General features: G+C 60.0%; 13 protein-coding genes. 5 read left to right on the top strand and 8 right to left on the bottom strand.

All coding sequences use genetic code 11. The features are described 5' to 3' along the window. Nucleotides 1–315: 315 nt before the first annotated feature. Together FW800_RS17270 and FW800_RS17265 are read right to left on the bottom strand one after the other, a co-directional pair. Nucleotides 316–804, bottom strand: coding sequence for a copper chaperone PCu(A)C (locus FW800_RS17270; RefSeq protein ID WP_446438092.1), 489 nt, complete (start codon nt 802–804; stop codon nt 316–318). Next, nucleotides 804–1,412 (bottom strand): SCO family protein, encoded by a 609-nt coding sequence (locus FW800_RS17265; protein WP_446438091.1) that lies wholly within the window; start codon nt 1,410–1,412, stop codon nt 804–806. The genes FW800_RS17270 and FW800_RS17265 overlap by 1 nt, the downstream gene beginning before the upstream one ends. Nucleotides 1,413–1,592: 180 nt before the next feature. Here FW800_RS17265 and FW800_RS17260 point away from each other — a divergent pair, with 180 nt between their 5' ends. The 4 genes from FW800_RS17260 (at nt 1,593) to FW800_RS17245 (ending at nt 6,297) form a co-directional block, all read left to right on the top strand. After that, nucleotides 1,593–1,976, top strand: coding sequence for a DUF2946 domain-containing protein (locus tag FW800_RS17260; RefSeq protein ID WP_005788904.1), 384 nt, complete (start codon nt 1,593–1,595; stop codon nt 1,974–1,976). Between the two features lie 62 nt (nt 1,977–2,038). Then, entirely contained in the window at nt 2,039–2,584 is a 546-nt protein-coding gene (locus FW800_RS17255) for a putative natural product biosynthesis protein (RefSeq protein WP_446438090.1), read from the top strand. A gap of 151 nt (nt 2,585–2,735) precedes the next feature. Then, nucleotides 2,736–3,287 (top strand): cytochrome b, encoded by a 552-nt coding sequence (locus FW800_RS17250; RefSeq protein ID WP_032880778.1) that lies wholly within the window; start codon nt 2,736–2,738, stop codon nt 3,285–3,287. A gap of 115 nt (nt 3,288–3,402) precedes the next feature. Beyond that, nucleotides 3,403–6,297 (top strand): RHS repeat-associated core domain-containing protein, encoded by a 2,895-nt coding sequence (locus tag FW800_RS17245; protein WP_446438089.1) that lies wholly within the window; start codon nt 3,403–3,405, stop codon nt 6,295–6,297. A gap of 51 nt (nt 6,298–6,348) precedes the next feature. Here FW800_RS17245 and FW800_RS17240 read toward each other — a convergent pair whose 3' ends face one another. From FW800_RS17240 to FW800_RS17225, 4 genes are all read right to left on the bottom strand, one after another. Next, complete coding sequence (locus FW800_RS17240; protein WP_446438088.1) at nt 6,349–10,791, bottom strand: SpvB/TcaC N-terminal domain-containing protein; 4,443 nt, start codon at nt 10,789–10,791, stop codon at nt 6,349–6,351. After that, entirely contained in the window at nt 10,788–15,503 is a 4,716-nt protein-coding gene (locus tag FW800_RS17235; RefSeq protein WP_446438087.1) for a Tc toxin subunit A-related protein, read from the bottom strand. Before FW800_RS17235 ends, FW800_RS17240 begins: the two co-directional genes overlap by 4 nt. Before the next feature lie 34 nt (nt 15,504–15,537). Continuing rightward, nucleotides 15,538–18,147, bottom strand: coding sequence for a Tc toxin subunit A (locus FW800_RS17230; protein ID WP_446438086.1), 2,610 nt, complete (start codon nt 18,145–18,147; stop codon nt 15,538–15,540). Nucleotides 18,148–18,324: 177 nt separating this feature from the next. After that, on the bottom strand, nt 18,325–18,801 hold the full coding sequence (locus FW800_RS17225; protein WP_032880783.1) for a hemerythrin domain-containing protein: 477 nt from the start codon (nt 18,799–18,801) through the stop codon (nt 18,325–18,327). 285 nt (nt 18,802–19,086) lie between these two features. On the opposite strand from FW800_RS17225, the gene FW800_RS17220 reads away from it, so the two are divergent. Beyond that, a complete protein-coding gene (locus FW800_RS17220) occupies nt 19,087–19,293 on the top strand; it encodes a hypothetical protein (protein WP_005788888.1) in 207 nt (68 codons plus the stop codon). A gap of 142 nt (nt 19,294–19,435) precedes the next feature. On the opposite strand, the gene FW800_RS17215 is transcribed toward FW800_RS17220, so the two are convergent. Together FW800_RS17215 and FW800_RS17210 are read right to left on the bottom strand one after the other, a co-directional pair. Further along, entirely contained in the window at nt 19,436–19,996 is a 561-nt protein-coding gene (locus FW800_RS17215) for a type 1 glutamine amidotransferase domain-containing protein (RefSeq protein ID WP_148853903.1), read from the bottom strand. A 27-nt stretch (nt 19,997–20,023) separates the two neighbouring features. Further along, nucleotides 20,024–20,527 (bottom strand): DUF4142 domain-containing protein, encoded by a 504-nt coding sequence (locus tag FW800_RS17210; protein WP_446438085.1) that lies wholly within the window; start codon nt 20,525–20,527, stop codon nt 20,024–20,026. Nucleotides 20,528–20,598 lie beyond the last annotated feature (71 nt).

Raw genomic sequence — 20,598 nt, 5'->3', positions numbered from 1 at the left:
GACCCAAAAGTAAGCAAAAGGTCCTCGCCCCACCACTCGGCACCTCGCCTAGGCTCGGTGTGCCCGTAATCCGCCATGGATTTGGGGGGCCGCCGCCACGCGCCATCCATGGCGCGGGGCGGCTAAACCGGCATCCCTGCCGGTTTACCCCCCAAATCCCTGTCGAATTCCGGCCAGCGTGGTTTGACGGGGCGCCTGAGATCAAAAGCAGAGCAAGAGCAAGAGCGGCTCGCTTCGCATCGTGGTTACGGGAGGCTGCGACAGAGTTGAGTCGATACCCATGTCCATCGGGAGCAAGCCCCTCCCACAGGGCAATCAATGCATCTTGCTATGGTCCATCTGGCTGTGATCCATGCCGTCCAGGCCACGGGCATTGGCCTTCACCTCAACGGTCTGCTTTTCACCCTTGGCATCCTTCACCGTAAGGGTCAGCGGCACCTGGTCGCCTTCCTTGATCTGGCCGGTCAGGCCCATCAGCATGACGTGATAGCCGTTGGGGTCGAGCTTGACGGCTTTACCCGCCGGCAGGGCCACCGAATCCACCGGGCCCATGTGCATCACGTCGTCCTTCATGCTCATCTCATGGATCTGCACGTCCTTGGCCACCGGCGAGGCCACGCTGAGCAATTGGCTGTCGCTGTCGGCGGTGAGGGTCATGAAGGCACCGCTGGACGGCTGGCCCGGTACGGAGGCGCGCACCCAGGCGTCGGTCACTTGCACTTGCACCTGGGCGCTGGCGTGGGCGGCGAGGCCGAGCAGGGTAAGGCCGAAGGCAAAGCGTTTCAGGGATTGAGCGGTAGTCATTAGCAGACCTCCATGACGGTGAGCAGGTCTTCTGCGCACTCTTGAGCGGTAAGGGATGCCTGCAAGCCAAGGCGCAGGTTGCCACGGGTGTCGAACACGAAGCTGGTGGCGGTGTGGGACAGGGTGTAGGTGTCGCCGGCGGGGATCTTTTCATAAAAGATCCCGAACTCCTTGGCGGCCACGGCGATTTCTTCCGGGCTGCCGTAGAGGGCTTCGAAGCTGGGGTCGAAGGCCTTGACGTACTTGTCGAGAATCTCGGGGGTGTCGCGTTCCGGGTCCAGGGTGATGAACGCCACCTGCATGATCTTGCCGTCGCGGCCCATCAGCTTCTTGGCCTGGGCGGCGCGTGCCAGGGCGGTCGGGCAGACCGCTGGGCATTGGGTGAAACCGAAGAACACCACGGGCATCAGGCCACGGTACGAGCTCAGGGTGACGGTTTCGCCGTCGGTGTTCTTGAGCTTGAAGGTACGGCCCATGATCTTGTCACTGAGGTCCTTGCCGTACTTGAAGTTCAGCTTGGGGCTGTAGTCACAGCCGCCCAGCAGGCTGCCCAGGCCCAACAGGCCCATGCCGGTCAGCACTTTGCGGCGGGTGAATAACGTACTCATCAACTGTGCATCCTGTGAAACGCCTGCAGGGCTGTGAAGCGGCCGATCAGGCTTGGAAAAGGAGTAACGAGAAGGGTGCAGAGTCTATCAACCCTGGCCACCCTGCGTAATCTGCGACGTTCTGCCACAGGGGCGCACCGTACTTCATCCTTTTGCGGCTTCAGTGGTAGAGTCGCCGCCATGAAATTGCGCCACTCTGACCGTTCGCTGATCGCCTGGGCCCTGTACTTCTGCGTGCTGATGAACCTGTTCGCCTGCGGTTTGGGGCACGGTCAGATGATGGGCCAGCAGCTCAATGGCATCGGTGGGCTGTTCTGTTCGGTGGAAGGTGGCCAGTTGCCAATTTCCGATAAAGGGTTGGCTGACCCGAGTTCCAGCAACATCTCGAACTACTTTGCCTGCCCGGTCTGCAACGCCATTACCGTCGCTATCGTATTCCTGATCGGCCTGGCCTGGCTTCTTGGCCTCGGGCAAACCCCGCGCCCGGGCCATGAGCGGCGCAACAAGGCGCCACCGCGTTACTCCTGGCCCTCGGCCAACCCCCGCGCCTCCCCTGCATTCTGACGTATGCCTTGGGCCTCCTGAGACCAGGGGGCATTCTGCCGTCACGATTATGGGTGCGATCCATGAATCAACTATTGCCTGCAGGCGCCAGCCGCCTGGTCAGCAAGGCGTCCCGTCGCCTGCGCGCGGAGCCCGCGCTGCCCGATTACCCGAGTAATGCCCGTTGCTTTGTGCACCTGGATGCACGCCTGTTGCCCCATTGGCACACCTTGTTCGATATCTGCCCGGCATTGCTCAAGCTTGACCCGCCGGAGGGGCTGAACCTGTTCCGCAGCTTTATGACCTGGGCCTATCGCAATCAGCCGCCGTTGGATTGGACCTACCATCTGAACGTCTGCCGCTGGCTGCTGGGCTCGATGTACCGTGCGCAAATAGATAACGAGCCGATAGAAACCTTTATGGCTGCCGCGGCGGCGTGCTGGGTGACGACCGATCAAAGCCCGGCCCAGGGCGTGGTTCTGGCCTGGCAAGACGCACGGATTGTCGATTGGAAGGGCAGGCCGCTGGCTGATATCGAACGCCAGGTGTTGCCTGCCCCGGCAGGGGATTTTGCCTGGTGCCCGTTGACCCGCCAGGCCGGCTTCAGCGGCTGGCAACCGGTGCCTTGAAGTGCTGGTCGAACTATGACGTGAGGCGACGTAAGAAACGCGAACTTTTTGTAGGATGAAACTGTTTTTTCATACTGCTGATGGGAACGGTATTTTTTTACCCGCAAGAGTGCGATGTTCACGTTCGACGCCAAAAACACAAGAGGCTGCGATGAAGAAGATGTTCGAGACAACCCCTTTGCCCAGTGATCACTACGATGTTGTCAGTCGGGCGCTGCACTGGTTGATGGCCCTGGTTTTCACCTGGATCTATTGCACGGCGGTGGCCCACTACCTGGCTTCCGACTCTACGGTGGACAAACTGCTGTGGCCCTATCACAAGCCCACAGGGTTGTTATTGCTGGTGCTGCTGATACTGCGGACCAGTTGGAACCTGTTGCACCGGCACCGTCGTCCTCCAAGCGTGAACCGCTGGTCATCGATCGGGCATGGCGCGCTGTATGCGCTGATGTTGCTGATCCCCGTGATCGGGCTGCTGCGCCAGTACGGCTCCGGTCGCGAATTTTCGGCGTTTGGCCTGACGATCATGGAGGGCCTGGAAGGCGAAAAGGTGCAGTGGATGATTGATCTGGGCCGCGACTTCCACAGCGAACTGGGGTGGACGATGCTGGTATTGATTGTCGGGCATATCGGCGCGGTGCTTGTGCATTCGCTGCGAGGCGAGCCTCAGGTATTGCGACGCATGTTCAGTCGTCGGGCTTGAAGCGCTGACGAGAGATTCGGAAGGCCCGCACGCTTCACAGCGTGGTGCGCTGCCATGCGACCTTCGAGCGGATGACTAGGCTTTGTGAACCATTGGTTTTCAGGTTTATCCGCTTATGCCTTCCTTGCACCAAAACACCCCGTCACTGACGGTTTTCGACCCGCGAGGGTTGACCGTGCGTAGCGTGGCTTACCACCGCAACACGCTACAACAGCAACCTCTGGAGTATGTCACACGCCAGGTATTCGGCGCCCGGGGCTTCCTGCAACAACAATGGGACCCCAGGCTATCTGACCTGCATGGCCTTGACGACGCTGTGCCGCCCAATCTGTCCCATCGCCATAGCCTCACCGGGCTACCCCTGAGTACCGATAGCGTGGATGCCGGTAGCCAGGTCATGCTGCCTGGCAGCGCTGGTCAGGTCGTGCAGCAATGGGACAGCCGTGGCGCCCGGCAGCGGTTTGAGTACGATCAGTTGCTACGCCCCGTGGCGGTGTTTGAGCGTGCCGCAGACGAAGCTGCAGAGCGCTGCGTGGAGCGCATGACCTACGCCGGCATGACGTCTCGGGAGGCGGCACGTAATCGCTGTGGCCGCTTGATCCGCCACGATGATCCAGCCGGTACGCTGTTCTTCGATCATTACAACGTACAGGGCAGCGTCACGGTGCAAACCCGGCGTTTGCGCGCACAATACACTGCGTCCGACTGGCCGCTGGCGGAGAGTGAACGCGACGCACACTTGCAGGCTGAGGCATTCACGACCACCTGGCGGTACGGCGCGCTGGGCCAGGTGCTGGAACAGGTCGATGCCCTCGGCAATCGTCAGCAATCGCGTTACGGCGTAGACGGCTTGTTGACCCACAGCGAAATAGTCTTCAAGAGCGGAGCGCGCAAGACCTTGGTGGATCAGCGCACCTTCAACGCCGCGGCGCAGGTGTTGGCCGAACGCACGGGCAATGGCGTCGTCAGCGTGGCCGAGTACGCCGATGCCGATGGCCGTCTGATGCGCTTGAGCGCCCACCTCAAAAACACGCCGGGTAGGCTCCTGCAAGACCTTTCATACCGCTACGACCGGGTCGGCAACGTGCTGCGCATCCACGACGCGGCGCAGCCGACGCGGTGGGCGACTAACGTTCAGGTGGCGGCGGTCAGTACGTTCGAGTATGACAGCCTGTCACGATTGATCAAGGCCACTGGCCGGGAAAACTCCCGTAGCGCCGGCACATCCGCGCTGCCGGGCAGGGTCACGTTCGGGGCCACGGACGACAATCTCTGGCGCAACTACACCCGACACTACGCCTACGACCCGGCCGGCAACCTGACGCAGATGCGCCATGTTCCTTCCTCCGGCAGCGGCTTTACCCAGCACATGCGCGCAGGTGAACACAGTAACCACAGCGTGATCGAGCGGGAAGGGGCGACGACGCCCGGCCTGGGCAATCGCTTTGATCAGGCCGGCAACCTCAAGGAACTGGCGCGTGGGCAGGCGCTGACCTGGAATGTGCGCAACCAATTGGTTCGTGTTGAGCAAGTGCTGCGTGACAGCGGCGAACATGACGATGAGGTCTATGTGTACGACGGCACCGGCCAGCGGGTCAGCAAACGCCGAGTGGCACACGCCGGCTCACAGACCCATACCCATGAAGTGCTGTATCTACCGGGCCTGGAGCTGCATCGCCAGGGCACCTCGGGTGAATGGCGCAATGTGCTGCTTGCTCAGGCCGGGCGCACTGCGGTCAGAGGGTTGCAATGGCAACAGGGGCGCCCCGAGGGCATGGTGGACGAGCAACTGCGCTTCAGCCTCTGCGATCACCTGGGCAGCAGTACCTTGGAGCTTGACGAAAAGGCAGCCTTGCTGAGCCAGGAAAGTTATTACCCGTTCGGTGCGACCGCCTGGTGGGCCGCGAAGAATGCGCTTGAAGCAAGCTATAAAAACCGGCGTTACTCGGGCAAGGAGCGAGACGCCAGCGGCCTGTATTACTACGGGTTCAGGTATTACGCACCCTGGTTGATGCGGTGGATAAGTGCAGATCCGGCGGGGGATGTGGATGGGTTGAACCTGTACGCCATGGTCGGGAACAACCCTGTCGGCTACGTGGATGACAATGGCTTGCAGCGCAATCCCCTGGTTGAAGTGGTCATCATCATTATCATGGCGGTGTTGGCTGGGCCAGCCATTGGCCTGGACGCAAGCCAAGCCGCGCAGATAGCTATCGCGGGATTCATGATGGCAGTTGTGGGCGCAACGTTGTGGGTTCGCCAGCAGGTAAGAACTGACAGGAGCTGGGAAAACGAGCGCAGTGCAGTTTATCGAGAACTGGCCATGGAAAATGCCCGGAATATATTGCAAGGGGACAACCCCACCGAGGAGGAGATCACTGCGCTTGCGGATTTTCTTCATCAGTTCCGAGTGAACAAATCCGACAGTGGGAGCTACGCCTACGGATTGATACCTGATGATTACGGTGGCATTTATGTCTACACCGGACCCGGTCAGGGCAAGCACGCGGCTTTGAAAGCTGCCAAATCACACAAAAACCCGGATCGGGAGTTAAAAAGACTGGGATTTGAAGCGATGACGCTGCGCCCTCCGCGACATGAAAGGGTTGGCCCACTGCCGGCAGCCGGGCTGACAGCTACCGAAGTACGCCCGCTGACAAAGGCCGCAAGTGCGGGGCGACGAGGTTCTGGCGCAGTTGAAGAGGTGACGGCAGCTGAACGCCCAGGGCCTTCTTCCGGTCGAGCGCCGGAACGCCTTGTGATCGACGAATCAAATATTCTGAACGAGTTGCGTGGGCGTGATGGGGGAATTATCAGGGACGTCCTCAACAGGCTGGCATCCAGAGAATGGGCCATGGAAAGAGGGCACCCTTACGGAAATAACATCCGAGGCTTTGATTTGCCGGGGTATCGTGGCCAGCGCGGTCGCGGTGCGTATCGGCTATTGATTCAGCATGTCAGTGGCTTTCACTATCGGGCTGTCAGGGTGATGAATCCACACCGAGGGTGACGTGTTCTTTTGTCTTGAAGGCCGCTGCCTCGGCAACGGCCTTCAGTGCTGCTAATCGGCAGGGTTGTCCTCCTCGGTGTCGTTTTCGTCCTCGCTTACGGTGTACCAGGCCCAATACGTTTGGCGCCGCAGGCCGCCATTGGCGTTGAGCACACTCACAGGGCGCCCCAGAGCATCATGCACCTGTCGCTCGCTGGGGCGTGAGGCGTTGAATGCCTCGTCATCGATGTACCCGGCACGGTCGGCGAAGTAAGGCCGCCAGGTCCGCGCCACGCCTCCTCGGTTGTCGTATTCGACGCGCCCACTGATGCGCCAACGGCGACTGGCTTCGACTTGATCGGCGCCCTCGCTTAATGTCCCGGCGTGGTCGACCTCAAACGCGGGGCCTGATTGTGCCTGCTCCTGGGTTTGCCGCACGCGACCAAAACCATCACTGAAGGCGAGGGCTACGTGGATCTGCCGATCGGCCTCACCTGGCGTTCCCTGCCAGTGGTCGTCATGCAGCACCACGGCGTGCACCGGTACTCGACGGGCGGTCTTGATCAGGCTTATGAGCGTTTGATGATGGGGCTGCTGGCTGGGCAGGTGGTTGATGCGCGACAGCGCTGAGGCCCGAATGTGCCCGCTGGGCAGGAGGTAACCGCTGCTCACCCAGTGCGCCAGCACACTGGCAGGCGGGATGCGGCCCATCCAACTGAACACGTCATAAAAGCAGGCGCTCTGGGCATTGTTAAGGGCCGTGGCAGGATCGGCCAGCGCTTGTGTCGGGCCGCTGTCGAGGGCGCGGGTGACGGATTGCCAGTTGTCATAGCCGACAGGCGCGCCCTGTTCCTCACCCCCAAGGCCAGTGGCAATCAGATGTCCGCGGGCATCGTATTGCGCGTACTGCCGGGTGCGCTGTGCGTCGGTGACTGTCACCGGCAGGCCGATCCGGTAGTCGTAGTCGGCCTGGGTCGAGCAGCCGTCCGCTGACTGAACCTTGATCACGTGTAGCCAGTAGGCATCGTATTCGGTCTGCGTCGCGGCGTGGCTCATGCTGGCCTGGTGGCGACGAGGCCGGTAGAATCCTTCAGGTTGCGCGTAACGGTTATAGCCGCGACCGACCGACCAAAGTGTCATTGCATCGTCCTGCCCTGCAATCGCCGAGAGAAACGCGGACATCGGGCGATAATGCTGTTCGGTCAAGGTGGCGGTGATCTGTGGGTCCTGATAGACACTCAATGCCGGCGCATCGAGTTCGGCCACTTCGACGTAAGCGGGCAAAGCCTGGAAACTCGCGGTTCCGGGCGGTAACGGCGTGGTGTGCTCCGCCAGGCAATAGTGCTGCACCGACAGCCCGCCGAGTTGGCGCTGGTCACCCGGCCTCAAGGGGTTGGACGCGTCCTCGGCGACGAATTGTTCATAGCCGATCTGCCCGTGCGGCCATGCTTGCCTGGGTAGCGTCAGTACGTTGCTGCGCTGCTGGTAAGGCAGTTGCAGGCGCCAGCGTTGCGGTGCGTCCAGGTGAATGAAGCGGGCGAGGGTTTCGTTGAGGTAGTAAGCCTGTTGTGCCGGGTCGTGCGCTGCACGCCACCACTGCTGCTCATGGGGTTGGCCGGACGGCGCGGCGTCAGTGGCGCTCTTGCGGCGGGCATAATCGACCACCACGCTGTGCACAAGGCTGGCGTAGGTGTCCCAGCGCAGATTCAACAGGTGCCGACAGCGCGGATCATCCTGTTGGCGCTCGTAGTGACAGGTGATCGATTCCAGCAGCAAAGGCAGCAGTGTCGCAGGTTCGCCAGCCTTTCGCGACGGGCTTATAAGGCGTACCAGATAACGTTGCTGCTGCACCGAGTAGGGCACGCCGTTCGGCGATTTATCGGCGGCGGCGTAGACCTCCTCGCGCAACAGGCTACCGGCCAGCGCACGCCGCACTTGATGCAAGGTCGATGCCTGCGGGTTGGCAATCAGGGTGTCCAGAGTGCGCCCGGTCTCCAACTGGCTCAGCAGGGTCGGCCCCACCACAGGCGCATGCCGATCCCCTGCATAAAACCCCTCTCGCGAAAGCTCAAGTGTATTGAACCAGCGTTTGGTCAGTACCCCCGATGCGGTATTGGCGGACGGCGGCATATCGGTTTCCAGCACCAGGCCGAAGCCGATGAACCGGCGCTCAACGCTGTCGTGACAGGCTTCACGGTAGCGAAAATACTGGGTCAGCCGATTGCCGCTGACCTGGTCTGTTTGCCGCTGAAGCCGAACCACCGGCACGGGGAAGGGCAGGCTGCTGACTGAGGCTTTCCCCGAGGACTGGCGCTGGTGTTTTTCGTCGAGCCATTCCTGGGCACTGCTGCGGTAACTCAGTTGGGTGGCCGCTCCCATGTTGTTGAGGGTTGCCGTCAACAAATAAGGTTTTCGGCGGACAAAGTCGAAGCGCCAATGCCGGGGTTTGATGTGCGGCACGCTCAGGATCAGGCTGGAACAGCCCAGGCCTTGAAGGTCGGCGAAACTGACCTGACACGTTGCGTCGTGGAGCACGCCGTCTGGCCAGGGCAACGTCACGGGCGGCATCAGCCCGCTGCCGGCGCGGTTCATGAGAATCAGCAGTTGTTCAGGCTGCAGGTAAATCAGGTCCACCGCGCCTGAACCGTCGAGGTCAGCCAGGCGGATATTGGCGGCGTCGAAGCTGGCGTAGTCGAACGGCAATGCCGCAAACACGAACCCCTTGCCGAAGCGTCCGCGGCCCAGGTTTGGCCAGCATCTGATTTCATTATGGCGAATACGCACCAAGTGCTGTTGACCGCTGCCCAACGGGTCGCAGAAGGCGACCAGTTCGGTCGATGTATGGCTGATCGTGGGCAGACCCTCGTCGGCGTGCTCGTAGGGCACTTGGAGGCCGGCGCCATACCCCTCGCCCTGATGATGGGCATACAAACGCACGCTGTGATTGCCGATCAACGCAAGGTCCAGGCGGCCGCTGCCCATCAGGTCAGCGAATTGCCCGTGGGGATGGAAAAACTCCTGGGGTATCGCCGCGAACGGCGTAAAACTTGACCATTGTTGCTGCGTATCGAGGGTGAAAAAACCGCTCAGGCCCGGTTGGGCCACCACCCATTCGAGGTGCCCGTCACCATTAAGGTCTGCCAGGGCCTGACGGGTGGCCTGGGCAGTGTCGGCGACGGGAATGCGTGGCAATGCCTGCCATGGCCCATAGGTCACCGCATCGAGGCCGGTCGCACGCGCAGCCCTGAGCGGTTCGCGGTAATACCAACTTTTGTCGGTACGGTGCAGGATGCCCGGCAGACCGTCGTTGCGCAGGTCCACCAGTTGATAGTGTTGCCCATCGTTGACACCCGCCATGCCGTCGAACGGCTGGTAGCGGGCGGGTTCCAGTACCGGCTTGAAGGCGCTATAGGCCAGTTCCAGGGGCGGCCAGGCGCTGGCCGCTCCCTGAGCGTCATATGCCTGGTTGTGCAAGGCATTCAAGCAACTGCCTGCGGCGTGACGGTCGGTGTGTTCCAGCAGCAGTCGCCGGGTCAGCACCGGGTTGGCACCCATGCTCGGCTCATCCGGGAAGTAATGAAACATCAGGACTTGCCGGCAAAGCCGCTGGGTGCCGAGTTCAAAACCGTAGGCGTAATTGCAGAACGGGTCGCTGCGCGAGAGCCACGGCTGTTGCTCGGCGTAGGTCGGCACCTGGCTCAGCTCGATGTGGCGTTCGCCATAGTCGAGCAGCAGCTCGAAGTGCCATTGTTTCTCGGCGAGCACATCGGTATTCCAAAGCGCCAAGTGTTCGCAGTGTCGCAGGTTGCCGTAGCACACCCTGGCCAGGTAACGCTGCGCACGGTAATCCCTGGTGATTGGAGCGCGCTGGTCTTCTGGCTTGTAGTGGTAATAAATCTGCTCTCCCAGGGGATTGAGACTTTCCTGCAACAACCATTGGGCCACATGGTGGCTGTCCTCCGGGTCTGTGCAGCGAGCCATCAGGGTTTTACCGAACAGATGTACGCAGCCGTCCGCACCCTGTACCAGCCAGAACCCGGCAGTATCACTTGAGGATGACCAATGTTCGATCCGATCGAACCTGCCCTCGACGATGGGTACATAGCGTACTACCCGATGCGCTTCACCCAGGGAAAGGCCGTTGTACTGGTCGCAAGCGGTGGCGTGAATCTCGCCCTGGGCGTCACGCTCCGGGATCAGCTCGACACCTTGGGGGCTGACGAAACGGTCATCTTCGCCGTAGGCCGGGATACCCTTGCGTGTATCACGGCTGATCGCGCCCGCCGACAGTGTCCAGCCGAGTCCGAACGGGCCATTGCCTTGTGAGCTGCGATACCCGAGGCTCAACGCAGGGGCGAAACCGCGTCCGGGCGAAATCGGCAAAGGCACGTCCAGGCACGCCTCGCCCCGTGAGCCGACAGGCCCCCAACTGACGCCAGGGCCCTGGATGGCACCGCCGCCCTTGGGCAGGGCAGGGATTGCCGGCTGCAAAAAATCGGATGACTGCATGCTCATCGCAGGCCTCCGCTGTTCCTGGCGGTGTAACGCAGGTGCACGATGATATCGGTCAAGGATTTGAGCAGGTCCCGTTGCCGCGTATGGTTGGGGAAGCTCAGTTGCCAGGTGGAAATGGCGCCGGTGTATTCGAACGGCAGATAACGTTCGTCACCGTCGAAGTTCAAAGTAAACAGGCCGCTGTCGTTGAGCCCGTTGGACAGGGCGATTTCCTGCCTGGCGCGCCAGTCTTTCTTTACTGCAACCTCGGGTTTATCAGAGGTGGGCGCAAGCTGCGTGGTATTGCCGGTCTGGGTCAGGAGGGCCTTGATGTCTTCGTAGGGCCCCAGGGTGGCAGGCAGCGAGACACTGACGCTTTTGATCCGTCGCAGGTAGTGGCCAGGGTAATCGTCGTCGAACAGCTTGCGGGTCAGTTCGAAGCTCAGCGTACCGTTAGTCAGCAGTTCGGCTTTAAGCGTTGCCCAGGGTTTATCGCCTGTGGCTGAAGCGTCTTGGTCGTGAAGCTGACGCAACGACACGGTTTTGGTGATCTCCAGCAGGCGTTCGTTCTGGGTGGCGTAGGCACTGCTCATGCTCAGCAAATTCTGTTTAAGGGCTTCGCCGGCGCTGAGGCCACGGTATTGGCGAACCCAGAGCCCGGTTTGAATGAAGTGTTTGTCCCACTCCGCGCGCTCCTCTTGCCAGCACGCCTCGGCGGCCAGGCACAGGGACAGGGTGGCGTCATACGCCTGGTAGTAGAACGTCGAAAGCTGGCCGTTGAGCCATTGATAGAGCTGAGCGTTGGTAAAGCGTTTACCCAGTAGGTCATACAAGGTTCGCGCCTGGGTGAACGAGGTTTGGGCCAGGCGCAATTGCAGGCGGGTATGTTGCTCTTGTTCGGTGTAGGCCAGCAGTTGTGCATCGACCTGGGCCAGTTCCAGGCGCGCCTGCTCCAGGGCATTGCCCCATTCGGCGGCGCGGCGGGCGAACAGGTCGGAGCGGTCGAGGTGGGCGGCGTTGGCGCGCTGTTCGTTGGCCATGCCTTGGGACATGGCTTGCAGCGCGTGAAAGGCACCTTCGTAACGCACGCCGCCATTGGAGGTGCCGAAAATATTCGGTATCAGCATCGCCAGGCCCGCGCCGGCTTGAGCAACCGCGGCTGCCGTTTCCCAGTGTGCGCTGTCCTGATACGCCTGGGTGGCCTGGGCTTCGGCCGGGCTGATGCCGACCTTGAGTTGCTGCTCGAAGAAGGCCACCCGGGCCTCGACGATGCGACGCCCGGCCAGCAGGGCATCCTTGTTTCTGGTATCGACCTGCACGGCCTGGGCTTGTTGCTCGACGGCTAACCTTGCCAGTTCCCAGGCCTGTTGTTGCTGGGATTCTACAGAGTGGGCCTGCTCCTTGCGCTCCCACAGTGACAGCAAGGTCACTCCCAACTGGATCAGGTTATCGACGGCCTGCAACGCGTGCCCCAGTACCACCTGGAAGCGATAGTGCCCGGCGTGCGCAGTGCGCAGGGTTGTCTGCACGCCGGCGCCGCCGGTGCCTTGCTGGTAGGCGGCCAGCAACGTTTGGGGTGTCAGCGTGGCGGCGTAGAGCGGCAGGCTCATGGGCTTGCCGGTCAGGTCAAGGTGATGGCGAAGGTTGTACAGTCGCGCATCAACCTTGTCCCAGCGCATCAGCAGGTCCGGGCTCAGGGATCGGCACAGCCGTGCTGTGCCGGCAGGCACCGGCGTCATGCCAAGTGACGAGGGACTTTGCAGTTTGTCCAGGGTCGTGGTCACCCAGGGATCAACAGCGTTGAGCGGTGGGCGCAGCCCCAGCAATCCTTTAGCGCGGATGTACCACAGCTTGGCCTCGGCCAGACTGTCGCGGCTCATTTCCCGGTAGGCCGCGTCACCGCGATTAAGCAGGATATCGACATACAACAGGTACAGCGCCTGGCGAAAATGCACGGGGCTGCTTTTGGCCAGTCGATGAGCGCAGAGCAAGGTCTGGCTGGGTTGTGGCGTAGTGTCGGCCAACAGCATCGGCTGACGCCAATGGGCAGACTGGTGAGCAGGATCGAAAAGAAAACGTATCCAGACTTCGGCGTCGGCATATTGCTGTTCCAGGTTCAAACGGTGCGCCAACAACCAGGGCAAGTAAAGAAACAGCTCCCAGTAATACGCGCCATGGGCACCCTGGAAGTCCAGCAGGCTGTAATTCTTTTCGCCCGCCAGCGGTGGCTCACGCCAGGCGTCCGTTGGCAAGGAGAACAGGTGATGCACATCAGCCCCTGCGGTTTTTGTCAGCAGGCTCGCGACGCAGGTATTGGTACGAATGGGCGCGCGTTTGTGCTTAGGCGTAACGCCGTACTCGATGGCGCTGCCGTCGAAATCGATGAACTCCGCCGTGCCATAAGGCGCCGATGTGAGACGACGAATGCGCGGGGCCAGCGGGATGACAGGAGGATTGCTATGGGTGCCGAGCGTGAATGTGGCAGTTTTCAGCGCATAGCCCAGAATGGTAGGCGAGGGATAGCGCACATCGCTTTCCAGTATCAACACGCCGTGGATAAGGGTCAATGAGGTCGGGGGAGGATTGCCGGGGTCCTCGCCATAAGGTCTCATCGTCTGCGGCGCGAACTCGATCGGCACGTCAAAAAAATGCTTTATGGACAGTTCCGGGAAGGCATCGCGCAGGTTGCGGCGCGAGTGTTCGGCCTGCCCGACCAGCACGGTATTGTTCCTGTTCAGGGTTTCCGGCAAAGCAGCATCGGCTTGTTTCATATACATCAGTACGGGTCTGTACAGACGTTGTTTTTGGTAGAGCGTGACAGTGCCGATGAACAAGTCGTGCTTATGGTCCGGTGGCGAGCCGTGATCTTCATGGAATGTCAGCGAAACGAGGTAAGCAGAATCCGGGGCGTTGGAAAAATACTCGAAGGCTTCGCGTGAAATGTATGCCCCGTCCAGGTCCAGGGTGACGGAATCTGTGGGGGGGCTGGCATTTTTTTTCGGTGGTAGGGCAAGACTGAACGGTTCATTACTTTGATTGCGAATAAAGTCAGCCTGCTCGACTCCGGTTTTCTGGCATTTGAGGCTCAGCCCTATTTGCACGGAGGACACTTCAATGAGCACGGCGCTCTTGAGATGGATCTGTGAGGTGGCGCTCAACTTCAGTGTTTCATTTGCCCGGGGCACGCCGTTTGTACTCAAGGTCAGGGTAAACGTGACCAGGTCGTTGTCGTAGTTGAAGATCAGGGTGCGATGCGGCTCGAAGCCTTCTGCGAGCCTGGTCGTCACCTCCAGTATCGAGGTCGTGGTATTGAACTTGATATCGGCGCTCGTCAGCGCACGGATCTTGTTCTGGTGGCCTGCATAATTCCAGCCGTTGACAGCGCCATGAGGCGCGTCATGGGTTAAAGCCTCCACGTTTACCTGCGCGGTTTTCGTAGCCCTGAACTGAAACCTGGCATGGTTGTGGTGTGCAAACATGGCCAGGTAGCGCCCCGCCAGTTCCAGGTGAGACTCATCGAGCCACAGGCGCGTCTTGCGGGTGCTACCGATGCTCTCAAGCCAATGGGTGTTGAAGTGTTCGTCCACGCGAATGGCTTGGTAAAAGTTTCTATGGGTACCGTTGTTCTGCGCGGGTGCTGGAGCGTCCGGATGGGCGATGAGGCCCAGAAACAGCGACGGTGCGTGGGTGTTCGCGTCTACAACGGCAATCGTATGGGTGGCACTCATCAAGTCCTCTGAACTCAACTCGTCGAGGTCTTTGGCGATGTTGTATTCCTGGATGCACAGTTGCGGCGTGCTCCAGCTGTCATCGAGCTTTTTGAACGAGAAGTACAGCCGGAACTGCAGGTAGGTACTTTGTATCCGGGTATCCAGGCGTTGCTGGTAGTCCTTGTCGGATTCAACGTCGCCGCGTCCAAACGGGGTGATGTCTTTGGTGGAGGACATCGGATTGATACATTGGGCCCACACCAGGAAAAGACGGCCATTGAACACCACTGGGCGGATCGTCTGTTCGGGAACATTGTCGTCGATGGACAGATGGATTTTTTTCCATCCCGACCAGGCCGTTGGGTTGGGAGCGGTGCCCTCGGCTGGGCGCTCAGACATAGCCAGCGTGCGCCAGTAATAGGTGTTTTCAGAGCTGGATTTGCCAATGAAGTAATAGGCGCTGCTGGCGAAGCTGTCCTTGTCGCCATCGATATAGCCATTGAGGGTTCTGATATTGGCGAGTTCTTCGAAGCGATTGAGGTAACCGTGGACAGCCTTCAATAGCGATGCCGGCTCGGTCCGGAACTGGTTCAACTCGTCTTCCAGTTGTCTGAAACTGTCGCTCTTGTCGTGGCGCAGGGTGGGGCTCAGGTAACTGGCCGGGTACTGGCGAAGTTGTTGGTTGGCACGCCACAGCGAGTAGGTCAGCAAGGTGTCTCGCCATTCGGTCTGCTGGGCATGGCTCATGCCTGTTTCTTCGTAGCCGGGTTCCAGGCCCAGGTAGATGGCGTTGATGTACTGCTGAAGGCTGGCAATCGCGCTGGCAATACGAGTAGTGGGCACCGCGTGGCTGACCTGGGGGTCGAGCAGCCAGTAGGTGTAGACATCGTCGACGCGCTTGAAGGTGTCGGCCAGTTGCAGTGCCTGCACGGTGGGATCTTCGGGCAGTACGGTGTTCATGTAGAACGCCAGCATCGCGTCGCGCAGCTGTTCGTTGAGGCATTGGGTGATGGGGGCAGACATGGTCGTTCCTTGATCCGGTCGCAACAAAGCGGTGTTATGGGGCGGTAGTGATCAATGCCGAACCGACGTGTTTCCAGTCCTCATTCATCAATGTGGCGTGCAGGTCGGTCGCCTTGAGCAGGGTTTTGGCACAGAGCCCGGTGACTCTGACGGTTTGGTGGCAACGCAGGATCCAGTCCAGGTCGGCCAGGGTTTTTACCTGTTTGTTCGGGAGATGGTCGACCAGATGCTCGATCTCGCCGGCGTCCCACTTGAGCAGGGCGGCCAGTCGTGGGCTGGCCGAGGTGTCGACGTCTGCCGCAGAGGGTGTGTTGGCGCGTTGCAGGTAATCGAGAACGCTGTGTTGGGCAAGCCCATAGGTGTCGAGGCAGTGGGCAAAGCGCTGCAGCAGGTACAGCGTGTTCAGTGTCAGCTTGAGCAGCGAGCCTTGCGTCTGCTCCTGGCTCAACCAGTGCGGGTGGAGCAAAAAGGTGTGCAGGGTCTGGCGGCTCACCGCCAGCTCCAATATCACTTCGGCGTCCGGCAACAGCAGCAGCAGATGTTTGACCAGGTCAAGGGGCGATTGGGCGGTGGCCGCACGGGCAATCTGTCGGGCGGCGAGCTTGCGCGATTGCAGGTACAGTGCCGGATCGCCAGGCAAATGCGAGGGGGCGCGGAACAGCGCATCGATTTTTTCCTTCAATGGCTGCAGCTGCCGATAGAACTCGCCGAGCTTCTTGGTCACTGCGTGTTTGGCATCAGCGTGCAGGGTAGCGTTGCGGGTCGGGTCCAGGCTCAGGGTTCGAGCTTCAATGAGTTGCACAAGTGCCTTGGGCAGTTCGCTGGGAGCTGGCGGCTTGAGCTGGGGGTGGCTGTGCAGCAGGCCCTGGACGATGAGGGCATGCCAGGGAATAGGCGCGGCCCTGGTGTCAGGTTCGGGCTGGGGCAGCGTAAGGTCAGCGATGTCTTCTTGCGCCAGCAGCCCCTGTCGGGTCAATTGCACCAAGTCATCAAGCTGGGTGAGGTACGCCTGGACCTGGGCCGGCTGTGCGTCTTCCTCCAGGACTAAACGACGGCGAAGTTGATCAACCGATTGGCGCGCGTCCTTGAGCCAACCGAGCAGCCAATCCATTTGCATCAGCATATCGAGCATGTCTGGCGGTGCATTGACGCCGGAGCTGCGTAGGGAGGGGTTGACCAGTTGGACTGTGTAATCCGTACCGCCGAGCAGTGCCGCCACGTGATGACTGTCGAGCACCGATAACCCGAACAACCGTGCGATCCGGGCCTGGCGGTACAGGGCGCTATAGAACGTCAGCGTCGGGCAAGGCGAAGGCAGGTATTGGCGCGCCTGTCCGATCAGCCAATGCAAGGCGTCGGGGGTGTCCCCAAGGTTCAGACCGGCACACAGCCGATGTCGCAGGTTGTCCGGCAGCGCTTCATGCAGCGCCAGATTTGGCACATCCACCCGCAGTGTCTCGCCGGGCATTGAAGCGTGGTTGAACACCTGGTCATACAGCGACAGGCGATTGCCCGACGCCCACACAGGAAGCTCATCCAGCATCGCCGCAAACTCTTCAAGTGGCAGGCCATGACGCCGCTCCAGGTAGCGGTAGACACCCAGCGCCCGCAGGGTATTGTCGTTGCAGGGCTGATGCGGATCAGCATCCTGCTCACGTCGCACAACGCTGATCAACAGCGCGTCCAGATCCTCAAACGGCAGTTGCGTCCAGCGTTGCAGGCGAATCATTCGGTGCAGGCGCTGGTAGCGGTTCCATGAGGTGTTTTGCAGTCCTGTGTGCTCTATGGACAGCGGTTGCCGCGTCTCGGCATTGCTGGTTATTGGGCCGTTCACGTAGGCTGCCCGTTCATGTATCTGCAGCTCGGGCGTCGGCCTTGGCAGTGCGGCGGCAGATACATTGCCCGAGAGCACCGGCAGGTACCTGCCACATGCCAGTAATGCCTGGGCCTGGTCGCGAGTCAGAGCGGTTTGGTGCAGCCAATGGGGCGTTTTTCTGAGCGACTCCTCCTGGAGGCCATAGTGCCGCGCGAAAAACTCAGTGGCGTGCACATTCCCCGAGCTTTCCAGAAACGGTTCCGTCAACAAGTTTTGCTGTGCAGGGCTCAAGCCGCACAGCAATCGCTGTGCTTCATAGGCCGCGTGCCTGACGACGCCGTAGGCGTTCTGAGCGCGTTGGGTAATGGGCAGCTTCAGACTGATGCGATAGCTGAGTTCACCCAGTTGCGGCTTGCCTGCGGACAAGCTGAGCCAGCATTGCCGATGGGCTCGTTCAAACGGCAGTGCGAACGGAAAACGTTGAAGACCAAGCACCGTATCCAGCGAGCGTCCACGGTTTTCACCGGTGGTCTTTCCAAGGTATGTGTCGATCTGGTGAGTGAGGGTTTCATTAATGATCGACAGTTGGGGGATCACAGCCGTCAGGCTGTGTTCGTCGATGGGCAATGCCTTGAGCTCAGGTCGCCGCTGGTCCAGGGTGACTTTGCCGGCTCGGCCTTTTCCGCTGTCCTCAAGCACCTGGGCAAATAAATACAGCGCCTTTAGATAGGCTGCCGGTGAATCGACGGCAGCCATGGAGGAAGCTGAGCAAAGCAGCTCCCAGTCTTCCTTGAAGAGCCTGGTGTAGGTGGGCGAATGCGTGTCCATTTTGGTGAATCTCCTGAAAGCCCAGTGCCAATGCCATGGGCAACGGCACGCTAGCATGGGCGTCCAGGCCGGCTCGGTCGGCCGGGTCGCCGAGTAGGCGAGGAGAAATCACTGGTGAAGCTCGATAGCGCGACAGACCCCGTGGGGCCGTCGCTTGAGCTTTCATTTGCGGGTCAATCAGGCCGCGAGGGGTTTGTTGGTCGAGGCCTTTTTGTAGGCCGCTTTCATCGCCTCCATTTCGGCCCCCAGCTCTTCAAGTATTGCCTTGCCCAGCAGTTTTTTTGCCTGGGGAAACATCTCCGTTTCTTCCTCTTCGATGTGGTGCTCAAGCAGTTCCTTGACCACTTTCACACGGCCTGAAAATTCGGTGGAGGAGGGTTCGGTCTGCTTCAGGTCGGGCAGCACCAGCGAGTCGACGGTACGGTGCTCTTCCTTGGCCTCGTGGTACATGATGTCTTGCTCCTTGCCACCGGCTTTTCTAAAAGCGGGATAAAGGATTTCTTCTTCGAGCTTGGTGTGCAGGGTGATTTCCATCTCGAGCTTGGCTAGCAACTCGGTGCGCTTTTTAACCCCGCGCTCGGTGGACTCGCTTAGTTGGGTCAGCAGGGTCTTGACGCGTTCATGGTCGGCTTTAAGCAGGTCGATGGCATTCATGTGCAACCTCACGGGTAGTTGTCGGGCATGTCGAAACGCACGCCTCGTAGTGAGGGAATTGCATCAGCCGTACCAACTTTCATCGGGGTTAAATAACTATTTAAATCAAATAGATAGGGATTTATATGGGCGGGTTCGTCGTGCAGCTTGCATGGTCTGGCCCTTTCGAGATTGCACAACGCACTCCTGCCGGTCACGTGCCGGGCGCGTGAGCGTTCCTGAAAATTCTAATGGAACCCTTGAGCGATCTGCTTGACCTAACCTTTAGACCTCAGGAGGTGAATCATGCAAATAGAATATATCTGGATCATATTGGCAGTGATTCTGCTGCTCTTGGAACTGTGGGCGATCAATATCGTCTTGCGCAGTACCGGTGGCTGGGAGACCAAGGGACTGTGGGTGGTGGTACTGGTTTTCGTGCCGCTGTTGGGGTTGATCGCATGGGCGATGTTCGGCCCCAAGCGCGAGATGGCCGAGCATCGCAAGAGCTGAGTCGGTGAACAATGAGGTCAATGTGGGAGGGGGCTTGCTCCCGATGGCAGTGGGTCAGTCAATGCATATGCAAGCTGATACACCGCCATCGGGAGCAAGTCGAATCGTCGCACCGCCCCTCCCACATTTGCTACTGCATTGATCAGCCGGCCACAGCTCTGGCAATCGCCTCATTGAACGCCGGCAAATCGTCCGGCGTCCGTGAGGTGATCAAGGTCCAGCCATTGGCTTTGCATTCCTTGACCTCAGCATCCACTACGCCCGCAGCGCCAGCGTTTTCCAAGTCGATGCGTACGCTTTTGTACGAGGTCAGGGTTTTGCCCTTGACCACGCCTGCGTCGATCAGCGCCCACGGGCCGTGGCAGATCGCTGCGATGGTCTTGCCGGCCTTAGCGAACTCGTTGATCAAGCGCAGCGCCGCGGCATCCTGACGCAAAGTGTCGGCATTCACCGTCCCGCCCGGGATGACCAATGCATCGAAGTTGCTGCCGACCACATCAGACAATTGCACATCGGACTCAACTGTCCCGTCCTTTTCGGTATCGCCGACAAAGGTCTGGGTGGTGCCGCCCTTGCTGGAGGCGTGCGTCACCGTCGCGCCATAGCCACGCAGGGTTTCCAGGGGTTTGAGCAGCTCGTCGCGCTCGATCCCGGTGTTGGACGTGATGACGAGGATTTTCTTACCCGTGAGTTGCGAACTCATACTCAGATGCCTCCGGTGTCAGGTTGATTATTTGGCGTATTTGTTTTGCAGTTCCTTGGCCATTTTCAAGTGAGCTTCAAGGGTTGGCAGCGTCTTGGTGGCGAAAGCCTTCAGCTCGGCATTGTCCGAAGAGGCCGCTTCTTTCTTGAACAGTTCTACGGTTTTTTCATGGGCGGCCACCTGGTTGTTGGCGTAGGCCTTGTCGAACGATTCGTCGCGCATTTCCAGAATCGCTTTCTTCGCCTTGTCGGTCAGGGCGGCGTCATCCGGAACCTCGATATCGAGTTTCTTTGCCAAGGCCATCAGCTCGTTATTGGCTTTGGTATGGTCGGTCACCATATGCTGCGCAAAGGTTTTTACGTCTGCCGAGCTGCTTTTTTCCAGCGCCAGCTTGCCGGCTTCCACCTCGGTAATACCTCTCTCCGCAGCGTTGTCGACAAAGTCGTTGGACGTGGCCGCCATAGCGGTCGAAATCAAGCCGGCAACGAGTGCGAACGTCAGGCCCATTTGTTTCATCAGTCGAGTTGTCATGGTGTCTCTCCTCAGGAAATGGCGCGATGCCGTACCCAAGTGTTGAGCGGGGGGGGAGCAAAAGGTTTAAT

Source organism: Pseudomonas sp. 910_23 (genome assembly GCF_052850795.1).
This window is presented reverse-complemented; position numbering and strand designations above follow the sequence as displayed.